Source organism: Cloacibacterium rupense (assembly GCF_014645495.1).
Classification (GTDB): domain Bacteria; phylum Bacteroidota; class Bacteroidia; order Flavobacteriales; family Weeksellaceae; genus Cloacibacterium; species Cloacibacterium rupense.
In genome coordinates this window covers 134,215-151,273 of the sequence record NZ_BMLV01000004.1, presented here as the reverse complement: position 1 = coordinate 151,273, position 17,059 = coordinate 134,215, and the positions used below count along the sequence as shown (strand labels likewise).

The window sequence follows — 17,059 nt, the reverse complement described above, 5'->3', positions numbered from 1 at the left end:
TCAGAATTATTTATTATCTTTAGTAAAATAACCAAAAATCAAATTATTATGTCAATTATTGAATTAATTAAAGGACAATTAAGTCCTGAACTTATCACGAATGCCGCATCACAACTAGGTGAAAGCGAATCAGGAATCTCTAAAGCCATAAGCGGTTTACTACCAGCTGTAATTGGTGGTTTAGCTAGTAATTCTAAAAATCCAACGGTCTTGGATGCAATTTTGGGAGCAAATTCTTCGGGAATTTTAAACAATTTATTGGGAAACACATCAAATAATTCACTCATTACATCTGTAATTTCTGCAATTTTTGGTGATAAACTAAATGGATTATTAAGTCTTATCTCTGGACACTCAGGAGTTAGTAATTCTTCTGTAGGCTCCTTATTAAATTTAGTAACTGGTGCCACACTTGGCTCAGTAGGCGGTTATGCCCAAAAACACAATTTAACTACATCTGGTATTTCTGATTTATTAGGTGAACAAAAAGGATTGATTTCTTCTTTACTTCCTGCAGGCTTATCACTTGGTTCTTTAGGCCTTGGTAATCTTTTTGGAGAAGCTAAACAAGAAGTTTCTGCTACTGCCACTAAAGTTGCAGACACCTTTTCTGATATAAAAAAAGAAATCCCAAAAACTACCCCTACCTACTCTAATGATAATAATGATAATGGTGGCGGTTTCTGGAAATGGTTATTGCCTTTATTATTACTTGGTTTAGTTGCTTGGTTTTTATGGAAACAATGTGAGAAAAAAGATAGCTCAACAAACATTGTTCCAACTGTAGACTCTATGGCTGTAGCCGCCGATGATTCTATGGCTGCTGTAATAACTGAAGCCAAAACAGATACTGATATTGATTTAAATGGTTTAAAATTAAAAGGATATCTGGGCGGAATGGAAGACCAATTAATCAGTTTCCTAAAAACTGATGGATACAAAAATGCCAAAGATGATAATGCATTGAAAGATAAATGGTACAGTTTTGATAAAGTAAATTTCAAAATAGGAAAATCTGACCAATTAGAAGATGGATCACAAGTACAAATTGATAACCTAGTGGCTATTTTAAAAGCATATCCTGATGTAAAAATTAAGATTGGTGGTTATACCGACAAAACAGGAAATGAAGCAGAAAATGTGAAACTTTCTCAGGCAAGAGCAGAATTCATAAAAGCGGCTTTAACTAAAGCTGGAGTTGGAGCACAAGTTCTAAGCGCAGAAGGTTACGGAAGTCAGTTTGCAACTGTTCCTGCAGAAGCTTCTAATGAAGAAAGAGCTGTAGACAGAAAAATGGCTATCAGATTCGCAAAATAAAATTAGGTTTATTATCTAATCAACCGCTTCATTTTGAAGCGGTTTTTTTGTTGTATTTTTTGAAATAAGAAATATTTAACTATATTTGTTAGACCAAACTAACATTTAAGAAAAAAATGAAAAAACCTTGGCAAAAAGAACGTCATCTTAATTCTCTTCCAGAAGTATTTTCTTCTATTAACGTACCCACTAGTGGCAGTTTTTGGAAAAAACTTTTGGCTTTTACAGGTCCAGGATTAATGGTTGCTGTGGGATATATGGACCCTGGAAATTGGGCAACTGATATTGCTGGTGGTGCCAAATTTGGTTATACACTACTCTCTGTTATTTTAATTTCTAATATTTTTGCCATGATTTTGCAACATTTGGCTGTAAAATTAGGCGTTGTCGCAGAAAGAGACTTAGCACAAGCATGTAGAGACCATTTTCATCCTGTCATAAATTTTTTTCTATGGATTTTTTGTGAAATTGCCATTGCAGCTATGGATTTGGCCGAAGTCATTGGTTCTGCTATTGCTTTAAATTTACTCTTCGGCATTCCATTAACTTGGGGTATAGCGATTACCGTAGCAGATGTTTTACTTATATTAATGCTTCAGGCTAAAGGCTTCAGATGGATAGAAAGCATAGTAGCTGGACTTATTTTTATCATTCTGTCATGTTTTGCTTACGAAATTATTATTTCTAAACCAGATATATTTCCTATTCTAAAAGGTTTAGTACCTCAAAAAGAAGTAATTACTAATCCTTCTATGCTGTATATTGCCATCGGTATTTTAGGTGCTACAGTCATGCCTCACAATCTTTATTTGCATAGCAGCATTGTCCAAACCAGAAATTACGCCAGAACCACGGATGGGAAAAAAGAAGCCATTAAATTTGCTACTATTGATAGTACATTTTCTCTATTTCTGGCTTTTTTTATCAATGCTGCCATTCTTATCGTTGCAGCGGCAACTTTCCACACTTCGGGTTATCACGATATAGCAGATATTCATGATGCTCATAAAATGCTTGCTCCTATTTTAGGAACAAGTTTAGCTAGTATCGTATTTGCAGTTGCTCTTTTGGCATCTGGCCAAAATTCTACTTTAACCGGTACTTTGGCAGGACAAATCGTGATGGAAGGCTTCCTCAACATCAAATTAAAACCTTGGTTCAGAAGATTAATCACCAGACTCATAGCAGTTATTCCTGCATTTTTCGTAGCTCTCTGGTATGGCGAAAAAGGAACAGCAGAATTATTGGTTCTCAGCCAAGTGATTTTATCTATGCAATTGAGTTTTGCCGTAATTCCGTTAGTTATGTTCACGAGTGACAAACTAAAAATGGGAGAATTTGTGAATAAAACCACCCTCAAAATCATTGCATGGGTCATTTCTGCTATCATTATTATTCTAAATCTTTATTTACTCTACCAAACTTTTACAGAAAAATAAATGAAAAAAGCTCTTATCTTCTTATTATTTTCAAAATTTTTGTATTCTCAAGAAGTTATTCAACTTGATAGACCAGACCAAACAGAAACGGTTTTTGTAGTCCCAAAGAATTTTCTACAAATAGAATCGGGCTTCATGTACGAAAAGACTAATGAAACAGACAAGCATTTTCACCTACCAACAGTCCTCTGGAAGTACGGTCTAAATGATAAAGTAGAACTAAGAGTAATCACAGAATTCTCTAAAACCATTACCAATTCTGAGAATGTTTATCAATTACAGCCTATAAGTTTAGGCTTTAAAACCGCATTGATAGAAGAAAAAGGCATCATCCCAAAAATTTCTTTCATCGGGAAAGCAGAACTTAGAAAAAGTGAAATCTTGCAGAGAAAAACCATTACCCCTGCTTTTAGATTCACTTTCCAAAATAATATCAATGACAAAACTTCGCTTGGGTACAATCTCGGAATGTTTTGGAATGAAAATTTACAAGAAACATATCTCTACACCTTTGCTTTAGGAAAAACCATCACACCTCAACTCAATTATTTTGTAGAAATGTACGGTTTTATTAGTCCTGATCAACCTGCAGACCACAGAATAAATGGCGGTTTCACCTATCTTGTGAATAACGATTTTATGGTCGACACCTCCGCTGGAATCGGGCTTTCTGAGACATCTGCCAAATATTTTATTTCTCTTGGAATTTCTTATCGCATTAAACTTTTTCCATAAAATTATTAGAAGCCGAGAACCTGCTTTCCGCTATTACTCCTCGTTCCATCGCTTTCATAAAAGCCAACGCTTACTGCGGGGTAACCGCTGTAATCAGGGCTAGTTACAATCAAGTATTTTAAGAAAACTTAGAATAAAATAGAAATTTAGTTCATATAAAAATTAATTGTTTTGACCCCACACTTTGCTTCGCTCAGCCACCTCTCTGTAAAAAACTAAGAACTTTAGACATTAAGTTTAAAACTTTTTCTGCCAATATTTCCTAAAATCATTTTTGGCAAATACTTTGCCTTAAAACAATAGAAAAATTTAGCAAAATGGAAGAGAACAAAGAACTACACGAAGAAAATCTAAATACTACAGAACAAGAAACTCAGCAAACTGAAGAAAATATTGCAGAAAATGTGACAAAAGAACCTACCACAGAGGAACTTTTGGCAGAAGAAAAAGACCGTTATATTCGTCTTTATGCAGAGTTCGAAAATTTCAAAAAAAGAACCATCCGTGAGAAAATGGAATTTGCTCAGTATGCCAATACAGAAATGATGATTTCTATGCTAGCTGTACTAGATGATTTCGAAAGAGCCATCAAAGAAATTGCTAAAAATGGCAACGAAGCCGACCTAAAAGGGATAGAATTAATTTACCAAAAATTCAAAAATAAATTAGCAGAAAAAGGGTTAAAACCTTTAGAAGTAAATGCAGGAGACGATTTCAATGTTGATTTCCACGAAGCAATTACCCAAATACCTGCTCCTACAGAAGAATTAAAAGGTAAAATCGTAGATGTAGTAGAAACAGGCTATCAACTGCACGATAGAGTGATAAGATTTGCAAAAGTAGTTACGGGAAATTAATCATAAATGATGAATAATAATTGATGAATGATGCATTTTATCAATTATCAATTATCTAAAATCAATTATAAAAATGTCAAAAAGAGATTATTACGAAATATTAGGCGTTTCTAAATCAGCCAGCGCAGACGAAATAAAGAAGGCTTACCGTAAGTTAGCCATCAAATTTCACCCAGACAAAAATCCGGGAGATAAATCTGCTGAAGAAAAATTTAAAGAAGCTGCAGAAGCTTATGAAATACTAAGTGATAATGACAAACGCGCTAGATACGACCAATTCGGGCACGCTGGTGTAGGCGGAGCTGCTGGCGGCGGTTTCGGTGGTGGTGGTTTCGGCGGCGGAATGAGTATGGAAGATATTTTCTCACAATTCGGAGATATTTTCGGCGGTCATTTTGGTGGCGGATTTGGTGGTTTCGGCGGTGGCGGAAGACAACAACAAATTAAAGGTTCTAACCTAAGAGTAAGAATTAAACTGAACTTAGAAGAAATGGTAAATGGTACTACCAAAACCATTAAAGTAAAACGTCTAAAACTAGCTCCAGGTGTTACTTCTAAAACCTGTCCTACTTGTCACGGAAGCGGCGCTCAGATTAAAGTAATGAATACTATGTTTGGGCAAATGCAAACACAAACTACTTGCGGAACTTGTGGCGGACTAGGAAAAGTAGCAGATAAAATACCTGCTGGTGCCAATGCAGAAGGTCTTGTAAAAACAGACGAAGAAGTGAGCATCAATATTCCTGCTGGTGCTAGAGATGGCATTCAGCTCAATGTAAGAGGAAAAGGAAATGATGCCCCTTTCGGCGGAATTCCAGGAGATTTATTGGTGGTTATAGAAGAAGAACAAGACCAAAATATAAAACGTGAAGGTGATAACCTACACCAAGAATTATACATTTCTTTTGCAGAAGCTGCTCTAGGAACAACTAAAGAAATTAATACTGTAGGCGGAAAAGTGAAAATTAAAATAGATGCAGGTACACAATCTGGCAAAATCTTAAGATTAGCTGGCAAAGGCTTACCAAGCATAGATTCTTATGGTAAAGGTGATATGTTTATTCACGTAAATGTTTGGACTCCTCAAAAATTGACAAAAGAACAAAAAGAATTCTTCGAAAATGCAATTACAAAAGGAGAAATGCAGGCAGAACCATCTGGTAAAGAAAAATCTTTTTTTGATAAAGTAAGAGATATGTTTAATTAGCAATCAGTTTTTGCTATTTATAAATGATATAAAAGCCATTTCAATATTTTTGGAATGGCTTTTTCATAATATTTCTGAAAATATTTAGTTTTTAGAGTATGAAATCTCTTTTCAAAATAATCTCATTTTTCGCTTTGGTTTTATTCTTAAACTTTATGAATAAGACTGATGATTTAATCCTTTGGGAAAACAACAATTCATTACAAATCAATGACTTTAAAGCCATACAAAAAGATACCGTAAAAATTGGTGGCAAAAAATTTTTAGGTGCTATTAGTTCTATTTCCTTCGAAGTTCTTACCACGCAAAAAAATAAATTAACCGCACCGAAAATGGTGGTAAAAAACTATTTCCACAAAGACCAATCTTGGATGATGGTAAAAAATGCCTATGTATTACAACACGAGCAAATTCATTTTAACATTTCTGAATTGTATGCCAGAAAAATCAGAAAATCTGCAGACAGCCTTGCCAGAAAAAACGTAACCAATCTGCAAACCTATAGAAATATCGTAGAACATTGGGAAAAGAAAAAACAAAAGACAAATGACCAGTTTGATGCAGAAAATGAGGATTCTTTTTTAGTCCTTGACAAAGAAATTCTTTTTAGAAAAAACCCAAAACAAAAAGAATGGTTAGATAGAATTAATGCAGAACTTCAAAAATTAGATATTTATAAATATGAAAATAGTTTATGACTCATAAATTCTATAAATAAAAAATTTCAATCACTTTTTATGTAACATTTCCGTAATTTAGCAACTAACTTTAGAGAAAAATAAAGAAAATGCTACAAGCTAAAAATGTTTCTAAAACGTATAACGCTGGAAAGAAAATAGCGCTACAAGATTTCAGTATAGAAGTTCCTGCTGGTTCGGTTTACGGACTTCTTGGCCCGAATGGAGCCGGAAAAACCAGTTTCATCCGCATCATCAATCAGATTACACAAGCTGATACTGGCGAAATTTTCATTAACGGAGAAAAACTTAATCCTAATCATATTAAAGACATTGGTTATATGCCCGAAGAAAGAGGTCTTTATAAAAATATGACGGTGGGTGACCAACTCCTCTACTTCGGAGAGCTAAAAGGAATGTCTAAAAATCACGCACTAGAACAAGCTAAATATTGGTTTGACCAATTGGAAATAGACCACTGGTGGAAGAAAAAATTATCTGAACTTTCTAAAGGAATGGCACAGAAAATACAGTTTGTGGTAACTGTACTTCATCAACCCAAATTATTAATTTTAGATGAACCTTTTTCTGGTTTTGACCCTGTAAATGCCAACTTGGTAAAAGACCAAATTTTGAAATTAAAAGAGCAAGGCACTACAATCATTCTCTCTACACACCGCATGGAAAGCGTAGAAGAAATGTGCGACAGCGTAGCGCTCATCAATAATTCTAAAAAAATTCTAGATGGAAAAATTTTTGAGGTAAGAGAAAAATTCAAACAAAATTTATATAATATTGTTTTGTCTGAAGTAAATTTTGAACAACTTGACGCTTTAAAAAATAAATACAATTTCGGAGATGTAACAGACAAACACGGACTTATCTCCTTTGATTTGAGTTATAACGAAGATCAAAATCTTCTCTTAAATGATCTGATGAAAGTCGGAAAGATTAGAAGCTTCGATGAAAAAATCCCAAGTATGAACGAAGTTTTCATTACGGCAGTAACTTCACAAGCACAAAGTTAATTTCATCAAACATCCATCACCCAACATCCTACAAAATGAAAAACATCTTCATTATCACCAAAAGAGAATACCTTACTCAAGTTAAGAAAAAATCTTTCCTCATTCTCACGATGCTTGCTCCACTTTTATTGGCAGGTTTTATTGCATTAATTACCTTTATGTTTAAGGCTAATGAAACGCAGACCAAACTGAGCGTAATAGATAAATCTGGGATTTTCCGCACTCAACTAAAATCTGACAAAGACATAAAATATACCTTTGTTCCTTCCGAAACAGAGAAATCTCTATTAGTTGCTCTCAAAAATGTAGAAGATATGGACGGAGTTCTCGTAATTCCTACAAATACAGATAATAATCTTGATATTTTAGAAAAAAACAGCAAACTCTACATCAATAAAAAAATAGGTTTTGATGCTCAGTCCAAAATTTCTTCTCAACTTTCTGAGGTCATCAAAAAAGAAAAAATTAAAAAATTAGGTCTTACAGAAGGGCAACTTTTAGCATTAGACCAAAAATTTATGATTGCCACAGAAAACGTGGTAGATAAAGCCAAACAAGATGATAATTTTGCTTTTGGAGTAAAATCTGTGATGAGTATGTCTCTAATGTACATTATTTTTATGTTTATTATGATATACGGTGTACGTGTAATGCGCAGCGTGCTAGAAGAAAAAAACAACCGTGTTGTAGAAATATTGATTTCATCGGTAAAACCATTTGAATTGATGATGGGCAAAATCTTAGGAGTAACTTTGGTGGCGCTTACACAATTTGCAATTTGGATTACCATGTCTGTGGTTGCTGCCAGTATTTTTAACAATAATTATACGCCTGCTATTGCCCAAAATGCAGATAATCCGATGGCAAAAATTGGTGGAATAAAAGAAATGCTGACTTTAGTTTTCCATAATTTATTAAGCTTAAATTACGGAATGATTATTTTTGTATTTATTGCCTTCTTTTTCTTAGGTTATATTTTTTACAGTTCTATGTATGCAGCTATTGGTTCAGCCGTAGATAACGAAACTGAAACCCAACAATTTACCATTTTTGGGATTTTACCGCTTATTTTAGGAATGTACGGAAGCTTTAGTATTATGAATAATCCTGAAGGACCTATGGCGTTTTGGTTATCTATAATACCGCTTACATCGCCAGTTGCTATGGTGGCCAGAATACCTTTTGGAGTACCCGTTTGGCAGATTGTACTTTCTATATTTTTGTTGGTTGTTTTTACTTTAGGAATGGTGTACATAGCTGCAAAAATCTACAGAGTAGGAATTTTGATGTACGGAAACAAAGCTACTTTTAAGGAACTTTGGAAATGGATAAGAACGAGTTAGGAATTAAAAATTAAAGAAATTAATCAATTAAAATCGTTGCAGTGATGTAGCGATTTTTTTGTTAAATTAGTAGAAAATTATATTAATATTAAAAAAATTATGCAAATCTTAGCCACTATCCTCGTTTCACTTGTTGCTCTAGAACATCTTTATATTTTGTATATGGAAATGTTTGCTTGGGAAACTTTGGGCAAGAAAACATTTAAAGGTTCTTTGCCAGATGAACTCTTTAAACCCACCAAAAAACTGGCAGCCAACCAAGGATTATACAATGGTTTTTTATCCGCAGGATTAATCTGGAGTTTTTTGATAGAAAACCCAGAATGGAAAACCAATATTCAAATTTTCTTTTTGGGTTGTGTAATTGCAGCTGGAGTTTACGGCGCTGTTTCTGCTTCTAAAAAGATATTTTTTGTGCAAGCTTTACCTGCAATTTTGGCATTGATAGCAGTATTATTACAATAAAAAACTCAAGAAAAATTTCTTGAGTTTTTACTTATTGATAGAGATCCAATTTTAAAGAAATCTTTAAATTTTATCATCAATTTCTTACATTTAATCAAAAATATAAGAAATTCCAGCTGAAAGTACGTGTTGTTTTTTAGTTTTAAAACTTGAAGCGTCAAATGGTTCTTTTCCTTTTAAGTCAGGTAAATTATCTGTAATTCCATAATCAAATCTTGTGAAAATTTCTAATTTTCTTTTAAAACTAAAACCTAGACCTGCAGACACTGCAAAATCAAACCCAGCTGCTTTGCCATATTCTTGTTCATTATAAATCGATTTAGTAGGATTTTTAATAGACTGACTCAACAAAAAACCAAATCTAGGTCCCAATTGACCAAAAAACTCTGATTCTGCTTCAGAAAAATAAGCTTTAAAATAAAGAGGAACGCTTATATAATTGCTACCATATTTAGCAGATCCTTGTCCGTTTTCACCAGCACCAAGATACTCCACTCCTGGTTGTAAGTAAAACATATCATCTCCACCTATAGGGATTATTGCAAATGCGCCTGCAAAGAAATTAACTCTAGCAGAAGAAGGATTGTGAGCATTTTGTACTCTAGAATAAGTGGGCCCAGCAGTTACTCCAAACCTAGTAGAACTGAAATCTATCTGTGCAAAACCTAAATAATAAGCTAGAATAGACAAGACAAGTGCACTTTTTTTAACAGAATTTTTCATTGTGTGTTTTATTTAAAATAAAACTTCATAATAGAATGTATTATGAAGTTTTATAAATTATATTCAAATATAGAAAATTATCCTAATACTTTGGCAACAGTTTTACCAATATCCGCAGGAGAATCTACCACATTTATTCCGTTTTCTCTCATAATTGCCATTTTGGCTTGTGCTGTATCTTCTGCACCACCTACAATAGCACCAGCATGTCCCATAGTTCTACCTTTAGGAGCAGTTTGCCCTGCAATAAAACCAACTACTGGTTTAGTAGAACCACTTGCTTTGTACCATCTAGCAGCTTCAGCTTCTAGAGAACCACCAATTTCACCAATCATCACTACTGCTTCAGTTTCTGGGTCATTAATAAATAATTCTAAAGCTTCTTTGGTAGTAGTGCCAATAATTGGGTCTCCTCCAATACCAATAGCGGTAGAAACACCATAACCAGCTCTTACTACTTGGTCTGCTGCTTCATAAGTAAGTGTACCAGATTTAGAAACAATACCGACTTTACCTTTCTTGAAAACAAAACCAGGCATAATACCAATTTTTGCTTCGTCTGAAGTAATGATTCCTGGGCAGTTAGGCCCTATTAATCTAGCTCCTTTATCTTTGATGTATTCTTTTACTTTTACCATATCAGCAACAGGAATACCCTCTGTAATACAAACGATTACTTTAATTCCAGCTTCTGCAGCTTCCATTACTGCATCTGCGGCAAATGCTGGTGGCACGAAAATGATACTTACATTAGCTCCAGCTTTTGCTACAGCATCTGCAACTGTATTAAAAACTGGTTTGCCAAGGTGTTCTGTGCCGCCTTTTCCTGGGGTTACACCACCTACTACGTTAGTACCGTATTCTATCATTTGGCTTGCGTGGAAAGTTCCTTCGTTACCTGTAAATCCTTGTACGATTACTTTTGAATCTTTGTTTACTAATACTGACATTTTATTTTTTTAATTTTTGTAAAAATAGTATTTTTTAAGTTTTTGAGCAAAGTAAATTCATTATAAATTTTTAAGCTTCACTTCTTTTTTTAAATATTCTCTAAATTCTTCTGCTAAACTACCGAAATAAGTTTTACCACCTTCTAAATCTTTATTTACCCCTGTCTTCCCAAGAAGTACTGCCCCTTTTCCTACTCTTTTGCCAGATGCTATGCCTACTTGTCCCCAAATTTGTACATCATCTTCTACAATACAACAGCCAGCTATCATAGTACCAGATGCCACCAAAGTTCTTTCACCAAGAACCGTATCATGACCTACCTGAATTAAATTATCGAGTTTAGAACCTTTTTTTATGATGGTAGAATCTGTAACTCCTCTATCAATGCAGCAATTCACACCTATTTCTACATGGTCTTCAAGAATTACATTTCCTACAGAGAGCATTTTTCTATATCCTTCAGAATTTTTGTTATAATAAAATGCATCTCCTCCTAAAACAGTACCAGATTGTATAATGCAGTTGTTGCCAATTATGGTTCTATCTCCAATTACAACATTAGGGAAAATCATACAATTATCACCAATAGTTACATCATTTCCTATAATTACCGAAGGGTGTATTTTACAATTTTTACCAATTTTCACATTTTGATTGGTAGTTTCAAAAGTTTGAATTCCTTGATAATGTTCATTAATTTTATTAAAATCTCTGAAAGGATCATCTGAAATTATAAGCGCCTTACCTTCAGGACAATCAACTTCTTTATCTATAAGAATAATAGTTGCGTCTGAATTGAGTGCTTTATCGTAGTATTTTGGGTGATTTACGAAAACAATTTCGCCCGCTTTTACTCGGTGGATTTCATTAGTACCTAATACTTGGAAATCAGGATTTCCTATAAACTTTGCATCTATAAGTTCTGCAATTGTTGCAAGGGATTGTGGGGATTGAAATCTCATTTTATTTTGGGAATAATTTTATTTAAATAATGGTGTAAAAATACAAAAGCTGGAAGAAATATAACCTCCAGCTTTGTATATTTTTTGTAAAAAAATTATTTAACTCTTTCTAAGTAAGAACCGTCTTCAGTATTCACCTTAATTTTATCACCAGCTTCAATGAAAAGAGGCACTAAAACTCTAGCTCCTGTTTCTACAATTGCATTTTTAAGAGCATTGGTGGCTGTATTTCCTTTTACACCTGGGTCAGCTTCTATGACTTCTAGATAAACTGTAGGTGGAATTTCAGCTGAAAGAGGCGTTTCGTCTGCTTCTTTCATGATGATGGTTACTTCTTCACCAGCTTTCATAAATTGAGCATTCTCAATCATTTCTTTGTTAAGATACATCTGAGAGAAATCTTCATTATTCATAAAATGATAACCATTTTCATCATCATATAAATATTGAAATTTACGAGTAATTACTTTTACTTCGTCTATTTTATGACCAGCTGAGAAAGTATTATCAATCACTTTTCCGTTGGTTACAGATTTTAGTTTAGTTCTTACGAAAGCAGGCCCTTTACCTGGTTTTACGTGTAGAAACTCAATTACTTTGTAAATGTCATTACTATATTCTATACAAAGTCCTTTTTTAATATCATTGCTTGTTGCCATTAAAAATATATTATTTTGAATTTTTTTATTTGATAAGATTTAATGCTACTAAATTAAATAACTCTATTCTTTTCCTGAGCCATAACCTTTTACAATACCTCTCGGAGAGTTTTTGATAAATTCTAGGATTTCGTCTCTATCTTCAGTAGGAGGTAGTTCTTTTTCTATGAAACTTAATGATTGTGAAATATTCATTTTCATTTGGAATACCGCTCTATAAATTTTTTGAATTTCAAAGATTCTATCATTACTAAAACCTCTTCTTCTAAGACCTACAGAATTAATTCCCGCGTATGACATAGGTTCTCGGGCAACTTTTACATAAGGAGGAATATCCTTTCTTACTAATGTACCTCCGGAAATCATCACATGTTTACCAATTTTCCCAAATTGGTGTACTGCAGAGAGGCCTCCCATTACAGTAAAATCACCAATTTCTACGTGCCCTGCAATGCCACAACCATTTACAATAATTACATTATTGCCTAAGACACAATCGTGGGCAATGTGACTGGTAGCCATAATAAGGCAATCATTTCCGATTTTGGTGTAGCCTAATGCCTTAGTTCCACGGTTGATGGTTACACATTCTCTAATGGTAGTTCTATCTCCTACGATGGTTTGGGTATCTTCGCCATCAAATTTTAAATCTTGAGGAATAGCAGAAATTACAGTTCCGGGAAAAATTCTACAATTTTTTCCAATTCTAGCACCATCCATAATGGTTACGTTTGGGCCAATCCAAGTTCCGTCTCCTATTTCTACATCGCCAGCAATGGTAGTAAATGGTTCTATGGTAACATCTTTGCCAATTTTAGCACGTCTGTCTACTGCAGCTAATTGATGAATCATACTTCTGTTTTTGTTTTAGCAACTTGAGCCATCAGTTCTGCTTCAACCACTACGCTATCTCCTACATAACCGAATCCTTGCATATGAACAATGCCTCTTCTAATAGGCTCTATTAATTCTATTTTAAAGATTAAAGTATCACCAGGGATTACTTTTTTCTTGAATTTTACTTTATCTATTTTTACAAAATAAGTAGAATAATTTTCTGGGTCTGGTACATTGGCCAAAACTAAAATACCACCAGTTTGTGCCATTGCTTCAATCTGTAAAACACCTGGCATTACAGGTTCTTTAGGGAAGTGTCCCACAAAAAACGGTTCGTTCATAGACACGTTTTTAAGACCCACCACATGAGATTCTGACAATTCTAAAATTTTGTCAATCAATAAAAACGGTGGTCTATGCGGAAGCAGTTTCATAATACCATTGATATCAAAAACGGGTTCTGCCTTCAAATCAAAGTCTGGCACGTTTTTCTTTTTGTGCAATTTCCACTGTCTGTTTAGTTTTTTGGCAAACTGTGTGTTTACAAAATGTCCTGGTTTATTGGCAATAACTTTTCCTTTAATTTTAACTCCAGTAAGCGCCAAATCTCCAATCACATCTAGTAATTTGTGACGTGCAGCTTCATTCGGGAAATTAAGAGTAAGATTATCTAAGATACCATTGGGTCTCATAGAAACTTCGTCTTTACCAAAAGCTTTTTTCAGTTTTTCAGCCGTTTCTGGGGTAAGTTCTTTATCTACATAAACAATAGCGTTTGAGATGTCTCCACCTTTTATTAAGCCATTATCTAGAAGCATTTCTAGTTCGTGCAAGAAGCTGAAAGTTCTAGCAGATGAAATTTCTTCTTTGAAATCTGAAATATTTTTAAGAGAAGCATTCTGAGTTCCCAAAATTTTTGTACCAAAATCTACCATGGTGGTAATTTCGTAGTTTTCTGATGGGATTATGGTAATTTCTGAACCAGTATTAGGATCTACATAGTTCATTACTTCTTTTATTACCAAATATTCTCTTAATTGTTCTTGTTCTACTACACCTACGGTTTCTATAGCTTCAACAAAAAATTTAGAAGATCCATCCATAATTGGTGGTTCTGCGCTATCCATTTCTAAGATGGCATTATCTACATCCATCCCAACTAATGCAGCCAAAAGATGCTCACAAGTATGAATTTTTACGCCTAATTTTTCTAAAGTTGTTCCTCTTTCTGTGGTAGTAACGTAGTTTACATCTGCTTCTACCTGAGGTTTTCCTTCTAGATCTGTTCTAACAAAAACAAAACCTGTATTTTCTTTGGCAGGTTTTATGGTAAGATGAACTTCTTTGCCTGTATGAAGTCCAATCCCAGAAAGTGAAACTTCACCTCCAAGGGTTTTCTGCTTATCAGTCATTAGTACCTTCTTTTGATTTTTTTTCTAATTCTGAAATTCTTTTTACTATTTCGGTCAAGTTTCGGAAGTGTACATAGTTTCTTCTGTAATCACCAGCAGAAATGGCAGGTGAGCCGTACAAAGTTTCGCCATCATTTACATTAGCGTTTACCCCACTTTGTGCTTGTATTCTAACTTGATTACCTATTTTTATATGTCCTACAATTCCTGTTTGCCCGCCAATCATATTCCAATCTCCAATTACGGTAGAACCAGCAATCCCTGCTTGCGCAGCAATAACATTATTTTTACCTATTTTTACATTGTGAGCAATTTGGATTAGATTATCAATTTTGGTTCCTTCACCTATAATGGTAGAACCTATAGTTCCTCTATCTATACTGCAATTAGAGCCTATTTCTACATTATTTTCTAAGACTACATTTCCCAATTGTGGAATTTTTTGGTAACCATCATTAGTTGGTTGAAAACCAAAACCATCACTACCAATTACGGTATTAGAATGAATGATGCAGTTGTCTCCTATCACGCAAAAATCATACACTCTAGCACCACTGTAGATAGTACAATTTTCTCCGATTTTTACATTTTTACCAATATATACCTGAGGATAAATTTGGGTAGATTTCCCTATTTTTACTTTTTCTGAAATATAAGTATGTGCTCCTACATAAACATTTTCACCAAGTATAGCACTATCAGAAATGGTAGAAGGCTGCTCTATACCTGATTTTTTTTCTTCTCTCATTTGCTGATAAAGATTCATCAGTACCTGAAAAGAGAGATAAGCATCTTCCACCAGAATAAGGGTAGATTTATAATTTCCTTCTTTCACAAACTTCTCAGAAACAATGATAACAGATGCGTCTGATGAAAAAATATAATCTGCAAATTTCTCCTGAGAGACAAAAGAAAGTTGCCCTTTTTCAGCATTTTCGATAGGTGAAACGCCGTTTATAGAAGCATTCTCGTCTCCAATGATTTTCCCATTGATAAAACTTGCAATTTGAGCTGCAGTAAATTCCATATCTTGCAAAGATACGAATTTCTACAAATAGTAGATAAAATTTAATCAATTTTGATGCCTTGCATAAGACATTAAATTTCTCTTGGAAAATAAAAAATATTCTTGGTAGTAGGTTGATTAATGTGTGCCGATAGAATCTGCGTTTCTGCATCTTCTAGCTTTATTTTTTCTCCATTTTTATTTAATAAAAAAATTGGCTGTTTTTCGGTGTCATAAGGAAGCAAGGTTCTGCTGATTTGTTCGACCAACAAATTTCCATTTGTAATTCCAAAAAAATCATTGGTTTTCTGTATTTTTTCATCAATTAAATTTTGGTCAAATGAATGAGACGAAAATACTGTTTTCGGAAATTTCCTTTGTGCTACCGCTTTACAAAAATAACTCAACACAAAATCATCGTCATTTTGCCAAGTTTTAATAGCAGACAGCACATCTGTATCATCTAATTGAGTAAATCTTTTGATATCTTCTTCCGTAGCTTTTTCAAAGTCTGTTTTGTAGAGAAAATACTTTAGATTACCGTAAGCTTCTATGCTTTTTCCTTCGGAAATCAATTGTTTTGCTCTGCTTAGAATTTTTACCAAAAGATGTTCTGCCAAAGCCGAAGTTTTATGATAATACACTTGCCAATACATAAACATTCTCGCTGTAAGGAAATTTTCTATAGAATAAACTCCTTTTTCATCAATTACCAATTCATCATCACAAACATTCATCATCGAGATAATTCTCTGTGTATTTACACTACCTTCGGAAACACCCGTAAAAAAACTATCTCGTTTCAGATAATCTAACCTATCTACATCTAACTGCGATGAAATCAATTGGTTAAAGAATTTTCTATGATATTTCCCTTGAAACATTTCTAAAGCCATGGTTAATTCTCCACCAAACTCTTCATTTATCTTTTTCATGAGCAAAATCGAAAGTTTCTCGTGATGCCAATCTTCCATCAGAAGACTTTCTAAAGCATGAGAAAACGGCCCGTGCCCAACATCGTGCAACAAAATAGCTAACATCGCAGATTTTTCTTCTTCTTTAGAAATTTTTATTCCTTTTAGTTTCAAAGTTTCTAATGCTGTAAACATCAGATGCATAGCACCAATTGCGTGATGAAATCTGGTGTGTGTAGCTCCTGGAAAGACCAAACTCAACAAACCTGTTTGCGAAATTCTGCGCAATCTCTGGAAAAAACGATGCTCAATAACATCAAAAAGAATTTCGTGGGGAATTTTTATAAATCCGTGTACAGGATCGTTGATGATTTTCAGCTTGTTGGTGCTCATTATAATTGATAAATGATGATTGATAAATGATTTTACAAAATTAAGGAAATTTAGTTTAACAGATTTTTAACCATTTTCAATTTATTTTATACAATATTTAAGACACTTTTGGCGTAATTTTGGAACTGATAGTT

General features: G+C 33.9%; 17 protein-coding genes. 9 read left to right on the top strand and 8 right to left on the bottom strand.

What is annotated here, in order from left to right; translation table 11 throughout:
• Window positions 1-48 precede the first annotated feature (48 nt).
• The 9 genes from IEW40_RS09870 (at window position 49) to IEW40_RS09830 (ending at window position 9,068) form a co-directional block, all read left to right on the top strand.
• A complete protein-coding gene (locus tag IEW40_RS09870; protein ID WP_188617931.1) occupies window positions 49-1,317 on the top strand; it encodes an OmpA family protein in 1,269 nt (422 codons plus the stop codon).
• Between the two features lie 116 nt (window positions 1,318-1,433).
• The gene (locus IEW40_RS09865; protein ID WP_188617930.1) at window positions 1,434-2,756 is read left to right on the top strand and encodes an Nramp family divalent metal transporter; all 1,323 of its coding nucleotides are present in this window, start codon (window positions 1,434-1,436) and stop codon (window positions 2,754-2,756) included.
• Complete coding sequence (locus tag IEW40_RS09860) at window positions 2,757-3,491, top strand: transporter (RefSeq protein WP_188617929.1); 735 nt, start codon at window positions 2,757-2,759, stop codon at window positions 3,489-3,491.
• A 317-nt stretch (window positions 3,492-3,808) separates the two neighbouring features.
• A complete protein-coding gene (locus IEW40_RS09855; RefSeq protein ID WP_188617928.1) occupies window positions 3,809-4,348 on the top strand; it encodes a nucleotide exchange factor GrpE in 540 nt (179 codons plus the stop codon).
• A gap of 73 nt (window positions 4,349-4,421) precedes the next feature.
• Window positions 4,422-5,555 carry a molecular chaperone DnaJ gene (gene dnaJ, locus IEW40_RS09850; protein WP_188617927.1) on the top strand — a complete coding sequence of 378 codons (1,134 nt, stop codon included), beginning with the start codon at window positions 4,422-4,424 and terminating at the stop codon, window positions 5,553-5,555.
• Window positions 5,556-5,710: 155 nt separating this feature from the next.
• Entirely contained in the window at window positions 5,711-6,253 is a 543-nt protein-coding gene (locus tag IEW40_RS09845; RefSeq protein WP_188617926.1) for a hypothetical protein, read from the top strand.
• Window positions 6,254-6,342: 89 nt separating this feature from the next.
• Window positions 6,343-7,260 carry an ABC transporter ATP-binding protein gene (locus IEW40_RS09840; RefSeq protein ID WP_188617925.1) on the top strand — a complete coding sequence of 306 codons (918 nt, stop codon included), beginning with the start codon at window positions 6,343-6,345 and terminating at the stop codon, window positions 7,258-7,260.
• A 35-nt stretch (window positions 7,261-7,295) separates the two neighbouring features.
• A complete protein-coding gene (locus tag IEW40_RS09835) occupies window positions 7,296-8,603 on the top strand; it encodes an ABC transporter permease (protein ID WP_188617924.1) in 1,308 nt (435 codons plus the stop codon).
• 99 nt (window positions 8,604-8,702) lie between these two features.
• On the top strand, window positions 8,703-9,068 hold the full coding sequence (locus IEW40_RS09830; protein WP_188617923.1) for a DUF1304 domain-containing protein: 366 nt from the start codon (window positions 8,703-8,705) through the stop codon (window positions 9,066-9,068).
• 90 nt (window positions 9,069-9,158) lie between these two features.
• Here the strand turns inward: IEW40_RS09830 and IEW40_RS09825 are convergent, their stop codons facing one another.
• The 8 genes from IEW40_RS09825 to IEW40_RS09790 all read right to left on the bottom strand — a co-directional run bounded on the left by IEW40_RS09825 (window position 9,159) and on the right by IEW40_RS09790 (window position 16,925).
• Window positions 9,159-9,791, bottom strand: a complete 633-nt coding sequence (locus IEW40_RS09825; RefSeq protein WP_188617922.1) for a porin family protein — start codon at window positions 9,789-9,791, stop codon at window positions 9,159-9,161.
• Window positions 9,792-9,868: 77 nt separating this feature from the next.
• A complete protein-coding gene (gene sucD, locus IEW40_RS09820; protein ID WP_188617921.1) occupies window positions 9,869-10,741 on the bottom strand; it encodes a succinate--CoA ligase subunit alpha in 873 nt (290 codons plus the stop codon).
• 60 nt (window positions 10,742-10,801) lie between these two features.
• On the bottom strand, window positions 10,802-11,704 hold the full coding sequence (locus tag IEW40_RS09815; RefSeq protein ID WP_188617920.1) for a UDP-3-O-(3-hydroxymyristoyl)glucosamine N-acyltransferase: 903 nt from the start codon (window positions 11,702-11,704) through the stop codon (window positions 10,802-10,804).
• Window positions 11,705-11,799: 95 nt separating this feature from the next.
• Complete coding sequence (gene efp, locus IEW40_RS09810) at window positions 11,800-12,363, bottom strand: elongation factor P (RefSeq protein WP_188617919.1); 564 nt, start codon at window positions 12,361-12,363, stop codon at window positions 11,800-11,802.
• A gap of 63 nt (window positions 12,364-12,426) precedes the next feature.
• Window positions 12,427-13,215 (bottom strand): acyl-ACP--UDP-N-acetylglucosamine O-acyltransferase, encoded by a 789-nt coding sequence (lpxA, locus tag IEW40_RS09805; protein ID WP_188617918.1) that lies wholly within the window; start codon window positions 13,213-13,215, stop codon window positions 12,427-12,429.
• On the bottom strand, window positions 13,212-14,612 hold the full coding sequence (locus IEW40_RS09800; RefSeq protein WP_188617917.1) for a bifunctional UDP-3-O-[3-hydroxymyristoyl] N-acetylglucosamine deacetylase/3-hydroxyacyl-ACP dehydratase: 1,401 nt from the start codon (window positions 14,610-14,612) through the stop codon (window positions 13,212-13,214). Before IEW40_RS09800 ends, lpxA begins: the two co-directional genes overlap by 4 nt.
• Window positions 14,605-15,639 carry a UDP-3-O-(3-hydroxymyristoyl)glucosamine N-acyltransferase gene (gene lpxD / locus IEW40_RS09795; RefSeq protein ID WP_188617916.1) on the bottom strand — a complete coding sequence of 345 codons (1,035 nt, stop codon included), beginning with the start codon at window positions 15,637-15,639 and terminating at the stop codon, window positions 14,605-14,607. Before lpxD ends, IEW40_RS09800 begins: the two co-directional genes overlap by 8 nt.
• A 71-nt stretch (window positions 15,640-15,710) precedes the next feature.
• The gene (locus IEW40_RS09790; RefSeq protein ID WP_373283793.1) at window positions 15,711-16,925 is read right to left on the bottom strand and encodes an HD domain-containing protein; all 1,215 of its coding nucleotides are present in this window, start codon (window positions 16,923-16,925) and stop codon (window positions 15,711-15,713) included.
• Between the last annotated feature and the right edge of the window lie 134 nt (window positions 16,926-17,059).